Here is a 14,602-nt window from a genome sequence, read left to right on the forward strand (position 1 = left end):
CAGCAAGCGGCCTATCCGGGAATATTCACGTTCATTTCCTGCGCTATGTGTTCGCGCAGGCGGTCCAGCAAGGGCTGCATCTGGCCGACGATGTCGCGGGCGCGCTCGATGCCATCGGCCGGCGTCATTTTCTCCAGCGCCAGGCACAGCTCCGCAAAGCTCATGGCGCCAACCGCGCGCGCCGAAGACTTGATGCGGTGGCCCAGTTCCGACAGGCGCACCAAATCGCCCGCCTCCAATGCCGCCTGCACTTCGCGCAGGCCATCCTGGGCGGAATCGACGAACATATTGGCATACTTGCGCATTTTCTCGGGCTTGTTGCCGAAAGTCTGGGCCAGGGCGCGCAGGTCGAACAGTTCGGCGTCGCCGCCTGCTTCCGGACCAGCCGCGGCCACCGGCTCAGGCGCCGGCACCAGGGACAAGGCCGGCGCCACCGGCTGGCCCGGCGTGGTGGTGCTGCGCACCTCCGCCACACGGCCTTCCGCAGCGCGCTGGCTCATCCACTTGGACAGCACCGAGAACAGCAGGTTCGGCGCGATCGGCTTGGTCACGAATTCGTCCATGCCGGCCGACAGGCAGCGCGCCTGGTCTTCGCGGCCGGCATTGGCGGTCATGGCGATGATCAGGGTGCCGGCCAGTTTCGGATGGGCGCGGATCAGGCGCGTGGCCTCATAACCGTCCATTACCGGCATCTGCACGTCCATCAGCACGCAGTCGAAATGCTCTTTCAGCAGCAGGTCGATGGCTTCCTTGCCGTTGTTGGCCACCACCACGGTGGCGCCGGCATCCTCCAGCAGCTCCTGGCCAACCTGCTGGCTGAAGATATTGTCTTCCACCAGCAGGATGGAGGCGCCATGGATCGGCGCCAGCATATCCGGCTGCAGCGCGTTGCTGTCGGTCGCCTGCAGCAGGTGGGTGCCCTTTTGCAGCTTGGCGGTGAACCAGAAGGTCGAGCCATGGCCCGGCTCCGACTCCACGCCCACGGTGCCGCCCATCAGCTCCGCCAGCTGCTTGCTGATCACCAGGCCAAGCCCGGTGCCGCCGTACTTGCGGGTGGTCGAGGTGTCGCCCTGGTGGAAGGACTGGAACAGGTTGGATACCTGGGCCGGCGTCATGCCGATGCCGTTGTCCTGCACCTCGAAGCGCACCACGGTGTAGTTGTCGCGGTCTTCCACCGGCCGCGCGCGGATATAGATCTTGCCGTTCTCCGAGAACTTGATGGCGTTGCTGGTGAAATTCAGCAGCACCTGCTCCAGGCGCAGCGGGTCGCCGCGCAGCTGGTGCGCCAGGCCAGGCCAGATCTCGAACACCAGCTCGAGCTGCTTGCGGCTGGCCGCATCGCCGAGCTGGCTGGAAATATTGGTCAGCAGCGATTCCAGCGCAAAGTCCAGCACTTCCAGGTCAAGCTTGCCGGCCTCGATCTTGGAGAAGTCGAGGATATCGTTGATGATGCCCAGCAGGTGCTGGCCGGAGTGGTAGATCTTTTGCAGGTAATCCTTCTGCTTTGGATTGGTGGCGCCTTTCAGCGCCAGGTGCGCCATGCCGATCACGGAATTCATCGGCGTGCGGATCTCGTGGCTCATATTGGACAGGAAATCGCTCTTGGCCTGGTTGGCCGCGCGCGCCTGTTCTTTCAGCATATGCAGTTCGGTCACGTCGGTCGACAGTGCGATCACCACCGACACTTCCTTGTCCAGCCGCACCGGCGCCTTCACCGTCCACAGATGGTGTACCACCCCATGGCGGTCGGTGTAGCTTGCCTCGCCCGAGCGCCGCTGGCCGTCGGACAGCACCACGCGGTCCTCGCGCCAGGCTTCGTCGGCCTCGCGCGCGTTCATCACTTCCCGGTCATACTTGCCGATGATGTCTTCCACCGGACGGCCGATCACCTCCGCCATCTTGGCGTTGACGTAGATGTAGCGGCGCTCCTGGTCCTTCATATAGACGTGGGCATCGACGTTATCGAGCACGCTGTCCAGCAGGCGGCGCTGCTCCAGCGCATTGCGGCGCTGCGAGTACATGGTGAAGAAGTAACCGTAAATCAGCAGCGTGCCGGAAAATCCGGTCACCAGCGCGATATACGGGATCCAGCGGTCGAAACCGACGATCATCGCGTCCTTGCGGGCGTAGAACTGGGCCTTCCACAGGCTGCCGTTGAAATCGATGGGCAGCACGGAAATGAAATAGTCCCCCGGATCGCCCGGCAGCGCGGCCGGCTTGTCGATCGAACCGTTATCGTTGAACAGCAGGCGGTCTTCCTTCTCGATGACCAGGCTGCGCTTTTCAGGGTCGACCGAAGCGTCCGCGTACAGGATCATGTGCACCTGGCGGTCCGCCATTTCATCGATGGCGCCCTGGATCAGCTTCGCGACCGAAAAGCCGATACCGACCGAACCAAGAAAAGCGGCGCGGCGGCTGTTCACATCATGGACCGGCATGCCGCGCTTGTAGACCGGCAGGCGCATGCCCAGTCCAATGTGGGGCACCGGCTGTTTGACCACCACCGGCTGGCCGGAGGCGCTGATCTGGCCTGTATCGCGCGAGAGCTGCATGGCGCGGTCGATGTTCGGGTTGGCAGTGATGTCGACGCCGAATTTCTCCATCAGCAGCGACATCGGCTCCAGATAGGTCAGCGGAGAGTAATGGGCGCGCTTGCCCGGCGGCTTGATGTCGAACTTGGGATAGCCCTCCGGCGTCAGGCTGGTATCGGCGCGCACGGCGGCCACGAAGGCATCGCGCTGCTCCTGCTGCACGTCCGGCGCGAAGTTGATCGCCTCGATTGCGGGGAAATGCTTGCCCACGTCCAGCGTTGTGACGTACTGGCGGAACTGCAGGCGGCTCACATGGTCGGACGTCTGGAACAGCGCCACCAGGCCGCGCACCACATCCGAATAGGCTTTCACGCGCGCCGAAATGCTGTACTGGGTGGCGCGGTTCATATTGTCGAAGCGCAGCTGCGCCTGGTCTTCGACCGTATTGGCCGTGGTGGCGTACAAGGTGGTGCCGACCGCCGCCGCCAGCGACAGCCCCAGCAGCCATAGCAGGGCTCGCCCGGCAGCCAGGCTCCTCAGCTTACGTCTAATCCAATGAGAAAAGTCTTGCATTTAAGCAGCATACTATTAAAGCAGCCCGGAACGGAACCAAATCCTTGGCCATTGGTCTAAAGCCCAACAGGAGGGCTGACCATGAAAAACGGATTCCACATCTTACCGGCATACCGGATGCGCCGGGGTCTGATAGTCATTCCACAAATGGTGGCATTTTGCCTTAGTCCCGGAGCGAGCGCCGCCGCCCCGCCCGCCCCGCCGCCAGCACCCGCGCCAATACTGGAACACCAGGAATTTGACGCCATGCTGGAAGCTGTTTTTACGGCGCCCGCGCCAGGCCGGACGAGGGCTTTCATCCTGCACTTTACACTGCCGGGTGCAAAAGCGGCGTTGCCCATCGACTGGCAACTCAACCTGCACCGTCCCGATGGCCGCCTGTTGCGCCAGTGGCGCGGACGCCACGCCCTGCTGCGCGGCAACGGCCGCGTGCAAGTGCAATGGCGCGCCGCCCCGACGCTGCCAGCCGGCATCTACGAGCTGCGCCTCCAGGCCGGCGACACCACCCAGCGCCGCCCGATCGCCGTCGGCCACCCCATCCCGCTGGTTGCCGCCGCAGTGCCGCCCGCAGCCGCCACAGCGCAATCCGCCTCCGCCACGCCACGCGATTCCGCCGCCCGTGCCCACGTGCCGGCAACCGGCCCACAACGCCTTCCCGGCCTCCCCTCCAGCATCTTTTATGGCAACCTGCACAGCCAAACCAACCACAGCGACGGCGGCGGCGACCCGGCCACCTGTCGCGGAGCGCAAGAGCCGCAATCCGCCCCATTCGGTCCTGAAGACGCCTATACCTTCGCCCACCAGCACGGCCTGGACTTCCTGTTAGCCTCAGAACACAACCACATGTACGACGGCAGCGAAGGCAGCGTCCCCAACGCCGACCCGCTGGCCGCCCGCCAGCTCTATCGGCTGGGCCTCGACCGCGCCGAGTCTTTCAACACCGCCACCCCCGGCTTCAGCGCCATGTACGGCCAGGAATGGGGCGTCATCAGCGGCGGAGGCCACCTCAACATCCTTAACAGCCCCGCCCTGCTCGGCTGGGAGCGCAACACCGACGGCCAACCGTTTGCCGACGTGGTCACCCCACGCAACGACTACGCCGCGCTATACAAGCTAATGAAAGACCAGGGCTGGCTAGGCCAGTTCAACCACCCCAAGCGCGACCACTTCCCCATTGCCGGCCAGCCCCTAGCCTTCAGCGAAGACGGAGCAAACGCCATGGCCCTGTGCGAAATCATGAACAGCAACGCCTTCTCCACCCGCCTGGATGAAGGCGAAACCCGTCACAGCTTCTTTGAAGACGCCTGTAACCGCCTGCTGGAAGCCGGCTACCGCCTCGCCTTCAGCAGCAACCAGGACAACCACTGCGCCAACTGGGGCGCCGCCTACAGCAACCGCACCGGCATCCTGCTGCCGGAAAACGAAGCCGCATCGCCGCAAGCCCTGCTCAACGCCATCCGCGCTCGCCGCGTATTCGCCACGATGGATAAACAAAGCGCCATTGCCCTCACCGCCAACGGCGCCATGATGGGCAGCGAAATCGACAACAGCGGCGAGCTCACACTACAAGTGCACTTCACCAGCGCCGCAGGACGCGGCATCGCCAGTCTGGAAATCATGGAAGGCATCCCCGGCCGCCAGGGCGAGGTGCGCCCGCTCCCCGGAGTGAGCGCCCTGCAGCACCGCTTCACACCGGCGCCAGGCCCGCACTTCTATTACGCCCGCATCACACAGGACGACGGAAGGCAGCTCTGGTCGGCCCCGGTATGGGTCAATCAACGCTGATATGGACTGGCCGGATCTCGCGCGCCAGCATCTGGCGCACCGACTCCGCCTGCCTGCGCGCCGTTGGTGAAATTTGAGGGCGGCGTTCGCACTCGGCCAGCATTTGCTGCGCCGCCTGGGAATCCAGCTGCGCGCCGTCGCGCGACAGGCGCAGCAAGCCATAGCGTACTGCCACCTTGCACAGCCCCGCACTATCCGGCTCCGACAGCATCTGCGCCGGATGCAGGCCACGCACCACCGCGAAATCCGCGCCAGCGCAGGAACCTCCCAACTGGAAATTCAATACCTCCATCTGCGGCGCCTGTGGCAGCAATGCCTGCGCCTCGGCCAACGTGAACGCTTTGCCCTCGCCGCAGGTGGACAGGACCCGGCTGATGGCACGCGGTTCACCCAGCGCCGCCGCCGCGCGGGTCCAGCGCACCGCTTCGGCCGGCTGGCGCTTTTCAAAATACTCGACCAGGGACATCATTGCCGCGCGATCGCGGCGCCCGGCCGCTGCCTGCGCCTGGGCCAGGCAATAGGGGCTGAATTGGGAAGGCGGCTGCTGCGCGCACGGCAAACTGCCGCGTTCCTGCTGCCGTTTGTAATACCAGGCGCCGCCCGTCGCCAGCGCAACAGCCACAAGGGCGGCCAGCGCCACAAAGATTCGTTTTCTCATGCCCAGCATTGTACGTGCGCCAGCGGCCCACACCAATGCGTTACACTTAGCGAAAACTAGTAAGGAGTTAGAAAAATGCGCTGGGAAGGCAACCGTGAAAGTGAAAACGTCGAGGACCATCGTGGCGATGGCGGCGGAGGCGGCGGGGGCTTCGGCTTCGGCGGCCGCTCGATCGGCATCGGCACCATTGTCCTCGCCCTGATTGGCGGCTGGGTATTCGGCATCAATCCCCTCACCATCCTCGGGCTGCTGAGCGGCGGCGGCCCGGTCCAGGTAAGCGAGCAGCAGCAACCGCGCCAGCCGCGCGCCGAAGCCACGGACCGCGAATACAAACTGATGAAGGTTGTGCTGGCCGATACTGAAGACGTCTGGGGCGACCTGTTCCGCCGCAATGGCGGCAACTACCAGGTACCCAAGCTGAAAGTATTCAGCGGCGCAATCCAGACCGCCTGCGGTACTGGACGCTCGGCCACCGGCCCGTTCTACTGCCCCGGCGACCAGGACATCTACATCGACCTTGATTTCTTCAAGCTGATGGAGCGCCGCTTCCACGCCCCAGGCGAGTTTGCGCAAGCCTATGTGGTCGCCCATGAAGTCGGCCACCACGTACAAAACCTGATGGGCCTGAGCGACAAGGTGCACAACGCCCAGCGCAACGCCTCCGAACGGCAGGCCAACGCCTTGTCGGTGCGGCTTGAGCTGCAGGCTGACTGCTTTGCCGGCGTCTGGGCCTACCACGCCAACCGCGCCCGCAGCATCATCGAAAAAGGCGACGTAGAAGCCGCATTGGCTGCCGCCACCGCCATCGGCGACGATGCATTGCAACGCCAGGCCGGCGGCCAGGTGGTGCCGGACTCCTTCACCCATGGCAGTTCCGCCCAGCGCGTACGCTGGTTCAACCGCGGCATCGAATCCGGCGAAATCGCCCAGTGCAATACCTTTGAGGCCCGCCAGCTTTAGTGTAGATTAAGCGCATTCTTTTTTAGAGGAGTGGGAATGCGCTCGTATCGAAAAATGGCATCCGGCGTAGTGCTTGGTTTGGCGGCAGTGGGCGGCGCATACGCGCAGAAGCCCGATCCGTATCTCTGGCTGGAAGACGTGGGCGGCGACAAGCCCCTGTCCTGGGTCAAGGAGCAGAACGCCGTCGCGCTGAAGGAACTGCAAGCGCATCCAAGCTACAACGGCATCCACGAACGCCTGCGCACCATCCTGAACTCCAAAGAACGTATCCCCTACGTCAGCAAGCACGGCGCGTACTACTACAACTTCTGGCGCGACGCCGAGCATACGCGCGGCATCTGGCGCCGCACCACGCTTGAGCAGTACCAGAAGGCCGAGCCGCAGTGGGAGACTGTGCTCGACATCGACAAGCTGGCCAAGGACGAAAACGAAAACTGGGTGTGGCATGGGGTTTCGTGTCTCTATCCGCAGGGCGAGAAATGCCTGGTGCAGCTGTCGCGCGGCGGCGGCGATGCCCATGTGGTGCGCGAGTTCGACGTCGCCAAACGCGCCTTCGTCAGCGACGGTTTCAACCTGGCCGAGGCCAAGAGCGATATCGGCTGGATTGATGCCGACACCATCTTTGTCTCTACCGACTTTGGCGCCGGCAGCATGACGACCTCCGGCTATCCCCGCATCGTCAAGGAATGGAAGCGCGGCGCTCCGCTGGCGCAGGCCGTGACCCTGTACGAAGCGAAGAACGAAGACCTTGGCGTGGGCGCCTATAAGGACTTCACGCAGGGCCACAGCTACCAATTCATTACACGCCAGATCGGCTTCTACTCCAGCGAGCTGTTTGTACGCATGGGCGATACGCTGGCCAAAGTCGACAAGCCGGACGACGCCAACGCCTACACCGTGCGCGACCAGCTGGTGATCGATTTGCGCTCCGACTGGACAGTCAACGGCGCCACCTACAAGCAAGGTTCGCTGCTGGCGACGGACTTCAAACGTTTCATGGCCGGCGACCGCCAGTTCGAAGTGCTGTTCACGCCAACGCCAACCAGCTCCCTGGACGGCGTGACCGCTACCCGCAGCGCGCTGCTGCTCAACGTGCTGGATAACGTGAAGAACCGTCTGGTCGAACTGCGCCATGTGGACGGAAAATGGCAACAGCGCGACGTCAAGGCGCCTGCCTTCGGCACGCTGGCCGTGCAGGCGCTGGAACCGATCGAGTCCGACCAGTACTTCCTGACGGTGACCGATTTCCTCAATCCCACCACGATGTACCTGGCGCAGGCGGGCAGCGATGAACGCAAGGCGCTTAAGGCCCTGCCGGCCTTCTTTGACGCCAAGCCGTACACCGTGCAGCAGCACATGGCTGTCTCGAAGGACGGCACCAAGGTGCCCTACTTCGTCCTGATGGACAAGAAGGCCAAGCTGAATGGCAAGAATCCGACCGTGCTGTATGGCTACGGCGGCTTTGAGGTTTCAATGAAGCCCTTCTATAGCGGCACCACCGGCGAAGCATGGCTCAAGCAAGGCGGTATTTACGTGCTGGCCAATATTCGCGGCGGCGGCGAATTCGGCCCGCGCTGGCACCAGGCGGCGCTGAAGGAAAACCGCCAGCGCGCGTTCGACGACTTTATCGCCGTCGCGCAGGACGTCATCAAACGCAAGATCACCAGCCCGCGCCACCTGGGCATCATGGGTGGCAGCAATGGCGGCCTGCTGGTTGGCGCCGCGCTGACCCAGCGTCCTGACCTGTTCAATGCCGTGGTGTGCCAGGTCCCGCTGCTGGACATGCAGCGCTATAGCAAGCTGCTGGCCGGTGCGTCGTGGATGGGGGAATATGGCGATCCGGATGATCCGAAGCAGTGGTCTTATATCAGCAAATACTCGCCGTACCAGAACGTGTTCAAGGACAAGCACTACCCGCGCGTTCTGTTCACGACTTCCACCCGCGACGACCGCGTCCACCCCGGCCACGCCCGCAAGATGGTCGCCAAGATGAAGGAACAGGGGCACGATGTGCTGTACTGGGAGAACACCGAAGGCGGCCACGCCGGCGCGGCCAATAACGACCAGCAAGCCCAAATGTGGGCCTTGACCTACGCCTTCCTCCTCAAACAGCTGAAGTAAGAGTCGGTGCCCCGTTCATTTGACAGACCTGGCACTGACTTTGACCAATCGTGCGCGGGGGAAAGGTGGGGCTCGTTATGCTTAAGAAAGTGTTGCCTGGCGTGTTGCATTATTAACAAAGTGAAGCTTTTTAACACTTTGTGATTGACTGTCGCAGGCGCAGGAGTAAATTAAGCCTTCCCCCGCTTTCCACCTTCATACCTGAGGTAGCGTCGATGAATGACATGACCGAACTGCCGGAAGAGTTGGACCTCAAACTGATCCTGTCCACTCTGATGGCCCTGAAGAAAGGTGATTTCTCGGCGCGCCTGCCGTCTGACTGGACCGGCGTCTCGGGCAAGATCGCCGATACCCTCAACGACATCATCGAAACCAACGAACGTATGGTGAAGTCGGTGACGGAAGTTAGCCGCGTCGTGGGCCGCGAGGGCCGATTGACGCAGCGCGCGACAGTGCACGTCTCCGGCGGCTGGGCGACCATCATCAGCGCGGTCAATACCCTGATCGATGACCTGGTGCGGCCGACCACAGAAATGGCGCGCGTGATCGGCGCCGTGGCGAAAGGCGACCTGTCGCAGACCATGGCGCTGGAGGTCGACGGCCATCCGCTGAAAGGCCAGTACCTGCGGGCCGCGATGACGGCAAATACAATGGTGGAGCAGCTGACTTCATTCTCCTCCGAAGTGACCCGCGTGGCGCGCGAGGTGGGTACCGAGGGTAAGCTGGGCGGCCAGGCGCAGGTGAAAGGCGTGGCCGGTACCTGGAAGGACTTGACCGACTCGGTGAACTCGATGGCGGGTAACCTGACCTCCCAGGTGCGTAATATCGCGGAGGTGACCACCGCGGTGGCAAACGGCGACTTGTCCAAGAAAATCACGGTGGACGTGCGCGGCGAGATCCTGCAATTGAAAGACACCATCAACGTGATGGTGGACCAGCTGCGTTCCTTCGCTTCGGAAGTGACCCGCGTGGCGCGCGAGGTCGGTACCGAGGGTAAGCTGGGCGGCCAGGCTTATGTGCCGGGCGTGGGCGGTACCTGGAAGGACTTGACCGACAACGTGAACTTCATGGCGTCCAACCTGACGGGCCAGGTGCGTAATATCGCGGCGGTGACGACGGCGGTGGCAAACGGCGACCTGTCCAAGAAAATCACGGTGGACGTGAAGGGCGAAATCCTTGAACTGAAAAACACCATCAACGTGATGGTGGACCAGCTGTCTTCCTTCGCATCGGAAGTGACCCGCGTGGCGCGTGAGGTGGGTACCGAAGGTAAGCTGGGCGGCCAGGCACAGGTGAAAGGCGTGGCGGGCACGTGGAAGGACTTGACCGACTCGGTGAACTCGATGGCGGGTAACCTGACCTCCCAGGTGCGTAATATCGCGGAGGTGACCACGGCGGTGGCAAACGGCGACTTGTCCAAGAAGATTACGGTGGACGTGAAGGGCGAGATCCTGGAACTGAAAAACACCATCAACGTGATGGTGGACCAATTGAACTCCTTCGCGTCGGAAGTGACGCGTGTGGCGCGTGAGGTGGGTACCGAGGGTAAGCTGGGCGGCCAGGCTAACGTGTCGGGCGTCGGCGGTACCTGGAAGGACTTGACCGACAACGTGAACTTCATGGCATCCAACCTGACGGGCCAGGTGCGTAACATCGCGGAGGTGACCACGGCGGTGGCGAACGGCGACCTGTCCAAGAAAATCACGGTGGACGTGAAGGGCGAGATCCTGGAGCTGAAGAACACCATCAACGTGATGGTGGACCAGCTGTCATCCTTCGCGTCGGAAGTGACCCGCGTGGCGCGTGAGGTGGGTACCGAGGGTAAGCTGGGCGGCCAGGCCTACGTGCCGGGCGTCGGCGGCACTTGGAAGGACTTGACCGATAACGTGAACTTCATGGCGTCCAACCTGACGGGCCAGGTGCGTAATATCGCGGCGGTGACCACCGCGGTGGCCCGCGGCGACTTGTCGAAGAAGATTACGGTGGACGTGAAGGGTGAGATCCTGGAACTGAAGGACACCATCAACGTGATGGTGGACCAGCTGTCTTCCTTCGCATCGGAAGTGACCCGCGTGGCGCGCGAGGTGGGTACCGAAGGTAAGCTGGGCGGCCAGGCAAACGTGTCCGGCGTGGCAGGTACCTGGAAGGACTTGACCGAGAACGTGAACCAGCTGGCGGCGAACCTTACCAACCAGGTGCGCGCGATTGCGGAGGTGGCAACCGCCGTGACGCGCGGCGACTTGTCCCGTTCCATCCAGGTGGAGGCGCGCGGCGAGGTGTCCTACCTGAAGGACAACATCAACGAGATGATCCGCAACCTGAAGGAAACCACGCAGAAGAACGCGCAGCAGGACTGGCTGAAGACCAACCTGGCGCGCTTCACCCGCCTGCTGCAAGGCCAGCGCGACCTGCAGGCGGTGACGAAACTGATCCTGTCCGAACTGGCGCCGCTGGTGTCGGCGCACCACGGCGTGTTCTATATGATGGACTCGCAGCTGGCCGATGCGCGCCTGCGCATGATCGCGAGCTACGGCTACCGTTCCTCGCGCAAGCTGCCGACCTCCTTCCTGCCGGGCGAGGGGCTGGTGGGCCAGTGCGCGCTGGAGAAGATGCGTATCTGGCTGACCGACGTGCCGCGCGACTATATCGTGGTGAGTTCGGGCCTGGGCGCGGCGCCGCCGACCAATATCGTGGTGCTGCCTATCCTGTTCGAGCAACAGGTGAAGGCGGTGATCGAGATCGCATCGCTGGACCGCTTCACTGAAACCCACCTGTCCTTCCTGGACCAGCTGATGGAATCGATCGGCGTGGTGCTGAACACCATCGAGGCAAACAGCCGAACCGAGTCGCTGCTGACGCAGTCGCAGTCGCTGGCGCAGGAGCTGCAGCAGACCAACCAGGAGCTGGCGGAAAAGGCCCGCCTGCTGTCCGAGCAGAATATCGAGGTGGAACGCAAAAACCGGGAGGTGGAACAGGCAAAACTGGCGCTGGAAGAAAAAGCGACCCAGCTGGCCCTGTCCTCCAAGTACAAATCCGAGTTCCTGGCGAATATGTCGCACGAGCTGCGTACGCCTTTGAACTCGCTGCTGATCCTTGCGCAGCAGCTGGGCGACAACCCGGAGGGCAACCTGTCCGGCAAGCAGGTGGAGTTCGCGAAGACCATCCACGGTTCGGGTTCCGACCTGCTGACGCTGATTAACGACATCCTGGACCTGTCCAAGATCGAGTCCGGTACCGTTACGCTGGACGTTTCCGAGTACCGCTTCGCCAACCTGCGCAGCTATGTGGAACGCACCTTCCGCCACATGGCCGAAGCCAAGCACCTGGGCTTCACGGTGGAACTGGGCGACAACCTGCCCGCTTCGCTGATGACCGATACCACGCGCTTGCAGCAGGTTCTGAAAAACCTGCTGTCGAACGCGTTCAAGTTCACCAACCATGGCCAGGTTTCGCTGAACATCGCCCTGGTACAGAGCGGCTGGAGCAGCGACCACCCGAACCTGGGCAATGCGGACGCGGTACTATCCTTCGCCGTCAGCGATACCGGCGTCGGTATCGCGAGCGACAAGCTGCAGCTGATCTTCGAGGCCTTCCAGCAGGCGGACGGTTCCACCGCGCGCAAATACGGCGGCACCGGCCTGGGCCTGTCCATCTCGCGCGAACTGGCGCGCCTGCTTGGCGGTGAGATCCGCGTGGAGTCTGTGGTCGGCTCGGGTTCGACCTTTACCCTGTTCCTGCCATATAACCGTTCCGGCTTCGTGTATTACGAAACCGCGCGCCAGCCGGCCATGCCGCGCCTGCCCGCCCCCGCAACGGCCACGCAGCCGATCATCACGACGCCGGCCGTGGTCTACACGCCGGCGCAGCAGGACCAGGCGGCCGAGCGGGACGAGCAAATCTACGGCTCGACCATCGACGACCGCGGCCTGACCGCACCGGGCGATCCTTCGGTGCTGATCATCGAAGACGACGACCGTTTCGCCAAGGTGGTACTGGACTTTGCGCGCGAGAAGAACTTCAAGGGTATCGTGACGCACCAGGGCGACTGGGCCCTGAGCCTGGCGCGCGATTACCTGCCATCGGCCATCCTGCTCGACCTGGATCTACCGGATATCGACGGCTTCACCGTGCTGGAACGGCTGAAGCGCGACCCCAGCACGCGCCATATCCCGGTGCATGTGATGTCCAGCATGCGCGAACGCGAACGCGCGCTGCGCAGCGGGGCCATCTCCTATTTGAATAAGCCGGTCAGCAAGGAAGACCTGAACGAGGAATTCACGCGCATCCAGCGCTTCCTGATCGGCGGCAAACGCAACCTGCTGGTGGTGGACGATGAGGAAAACCAGCGCGCCGCCATCGTCAAGCTGATTGGCGAGTCGGACGTGGACATCACGGCGGTGGGCACCGGCCAGGATGCGCTGGCAGCCCTGCATGCCGCCCACTTCGATTGCATGGTGCTGGACCTGACCCTGCCCGACATCAGCGGCTTCGACTTGCTGGACATGATCGGCAAGGACCAGCGCCTGCGCGACCTGCCCATCGTGATCAACACCGCCAAAGAGCTGAACCGCAAGGAAGTGGCGAAGCTGAAGCGCTACGCCAAGACCATCGTCATCAAGGATGCCCGCTCGCCGGAACGCCTGCTCGATGAAACGGCGCTGTTCCTGCACCGTTCCCAGGCCAACCTGCCGGAGGCGCAGCGCCGCATGCTGGAGGAGGTGCATGCCGCCGATGCCGGCCTGGCGGGCCGCAAGGTGCTGATCGTCGACGATGACCTGCGCAACATCTTCGCCCTGTCCTCGCTGCTGGAACGCCAGCAGATGCAGGTCTCGTTCGCCGAAAACGGGCGCGATGGGATCGAGGTGCTGGAACGCGACCCGACCATCGAAATCGTCCTGATGGACATCATGATGCCGGAGATGGACGGCTACGACACCATGCGCGCCATCCGCCGCATCCCGAAATTCCGTTCGCTGCCGATCATCACGCTGACGGCGAAGGCGATGAAGGGCGACCGTGACAAGTGTATTGCCGCCGGCGCTTCCGACTACATCACCAAGCCGGTGGATGTGGCGCAGCTGTTGTCCCTGATGCGCGTTTGGCTGCACTGATGGGCGCCAACGAGGAGCTGCGCCGCAACACGGCGCCGGAACTGGAGGAGCTTGAGCTGGAATTGCTGCTGGAGGCGGTGGTGCGCCGCTTCGGCTTCGACTTCCGCTTGCACGAGCGCGCGCTGCTGAAACGCAAGCTGTTTGGTTTCATGCAGCAGCGCGGCCTTGCCACCCTGTCGCAGCTGCAGGACCAGGTGCTGCACGACGCAGCCACCGCCGGCAGCCTGCTGCGCGCCCTGCACGTGCCGCCCGCCACCCTGTTCGACGATCCTGCGGAAGCCATGATGCTGCGCGCCGCAGCCGAGCACTCGCTGCGCGGCGTCGCCCTGCCCCGCATCTGGCTGGCCGATTGCGCCGGCGCGGGCCAGGCCTGGACGCTGGCCGCCATCCTGGCCGATCTTGGGCTGCTGGCGCATGCGGAAATCCACGCCACCGTCGCCAGCGACGATATGCTGGAGGAAGCGGCTGGCGCCTGGCTGCCGGAATCCGAACTGGAACGCGCGCAGGCCGCCTACCTGCAAGCCGGCTGCCATGGCCGGCTGGCCGACCACTTCCAGCTGCAATCGGGACGCGCCGTGCTGGCGCCGTCCCTGCGCAGCCATATCACCTGGGCCCAGTACAACCTGGTCACCGACGCATCGTTTAACGAGTTTAATCTGATCGCCTGCCAGCGCGCCCTGCCCGACTTCGGCCCGCTGCTGCGCCAGCGCGTGCTGCAGCTTTTCCACGACAGCCTCGCCCCCTTCGGCACCCTCGGCCTGGACCGCGAACTCGACCTAAACGACCCACTGAACTTGGCTTACCAGTCCATCACACAGGGACTGGCTTGGTATAAGCGGATTGCTTAATAGGCCGCGCTATGA

The 14,602-nt window shown here is 63.3% G+C and carries 7 protein-coding genes; 5 read left to right on the top strand and 2 right to left on the bottom strand.

Features of this window, described 5'->3' with window-relative positions; all coding sequences use genetic code 11:
• Positions 1–11: 11 nt before the first annotated feature.
• Positions 12–3,104: a CHASE domain-containing protein gene (locus AAHE99_RS00075; protein WP_342113144.1), complete on the bottom strand. Its 3,093-nt coding sequence runs from the start codon at positions 3,102–3,104 to the stop codon at positions 12–14.
• 246 nt (positions 3,105–3,350) lie between these two features.
• Between AAHE99_RS00075 and AAHE99_RS00080 the strand changes: the two genes are divergently transcribed.
• Positions 3,351–4,889, top strand: a complete 1,539-nt coding sequence (locus AAHE99_RS00080; RefSeq protein WP_342113145.1) for a CehA/McbA family metallohydrolase — start codon at positions 3,351–3,353, stop codon at positions 4,887–4,889.
• On the opposite strand, the gene AAHE99_RS00085 is transcribed toward AAHE99_RS00080, so the two are convergent.
• Positions 4,876–5,547 (bottom strand): hypothetical protein, encoded by a 672-nt coding sequence (locus AAHE99_RS00085; protein ID WP_342113146.1) that lies wholly within the window; start codon positions 5,545–5,547, stop codon positions 4,876–4,878. The genes AAHE99_RS00080 and AAHE99_RS00085 overlap by 14 nt on opposite strands.
• A 75-nt stretch (positions 5,548–5,622) precedes the next feature.
• Between AAHE99_RS00085 and ypfJ the strand changes: the two genes are divergently transcribed.
• The 4 genes from ypfJ (at position 5,623) to AAHE99_RS00105 (ending at position 14,587) form a co-directional block, all read left to right on the top strand.
• Positions 5,623–6,507 carry a KPN_02809 family neutral zinc metallopeptidase gene (gene ypfJ, locus AAHE99_RS00090; RefSeq protein ID WP_342113147.1) on the top strand — a complete coding sequence of 295 codons (885 nt, stop codon included), beginning with the start codon at positions 5,623–5,625 and terminating at the stop codon, positions 6,505–6,507.
• A 36-nt stretch (positions 6,508–6,543) separates the two neighbouring features.
• Positions 6,544–8,628 (top strand): prolyl oligopeptidase family serine peptidase, encoded by a 2,085-nt coding sequence (locus AAHE99_RS00095; RefSeq protein ID WP_342113148.1) that lies wholly within the window; start codon positions 6,544–6,546, stop codon positions 8,626–8,628.
• 215 nt (positions 8,629–8,843) lie between these two features.
• Entirely contained in the window at positions 8,844–13,739 is a 4,896-nt protein-coding gene (locus tag AAHE99_RS00100; RefSeq protein ID WP_342113150.1) for a hybrid sensor histidine kinase/response regulator, read from the top strand.
• Positions 13,727–14,587 carry a CheR family methyltransferase gene (locus AAHE99_RS00105; RefSeq protein WP_342113152.1) on the top strand — a complete coding sequence of 287 codons (861 nt, stop codon included), beginning with the start codon at positions 13,727–13,729 and terminating at the stop codon, positions 14,585–14,587. The genes AAHE99_RS00100 and AAHE99_RS00105 overlap by 13 nt, the downstream gene beginning before the upstream one ends.
• The last annotated feature ends 15 nt before the right edge of the window (positions 14,588–14,602 follow it).

It is taken from the genome of Pseudoduganella sp. OTU4001 (assembly GCF_038440195.1).
Classification (GTDB): Bacteria; Pseudomonadota; Gammaproteobacteria; order Burkholderiales; family Burkholderiaceae_D; genus Rugamonas.

Excerpts from the sequence above, each read along its gene's own strand:
- AAHE99_RS00075 (WP_342113144.1), bottom strand. The coding sequence starts at position 3,104 with ATGCAAGACTTTTCTCATTGGATTAGACGTAAGCTGAGGAGCCTGGCT.
- AAHE99_RS00080 (WP_342113145.1), top strand. The coding sequence starts at position 3,351 with ATGCTGGAAGCTGTTTTTACGGCGCCCGCGCCAGGCCGGACGAGGGCT.
- AAHE99_RS00085 (WP_342113146.1), bottom strand. The coding sequence starts at position 5,547 with ATGAGAAAACGAATCTTTGTGGCGCTGGCCGCCCTTGTGGCTGTTGCG.
- ypfJ (WP_342113147.1), top strand. The coding sequence starts at position 5,623 with ATGCGCTGGGAAGGCAACCGTGAAAGTGAAAACGTCGAGGACCATCGT.
- AAHE99_RS00095 (WP_342113148.1), top strand. The coding sequence starts at position 6,544 with ATGCGCTCGTATCGAAAAATGGCATCCGGCGTAGTGCTTGGTTTGGCG.
- AAHE99_RS00100 (WP_342113150.1), top strand. The coding sequence starts at position 8,844 with ATGAATGACATGACCGAACTGCCGGAAGAGTTGGACCTCAAACTGATC.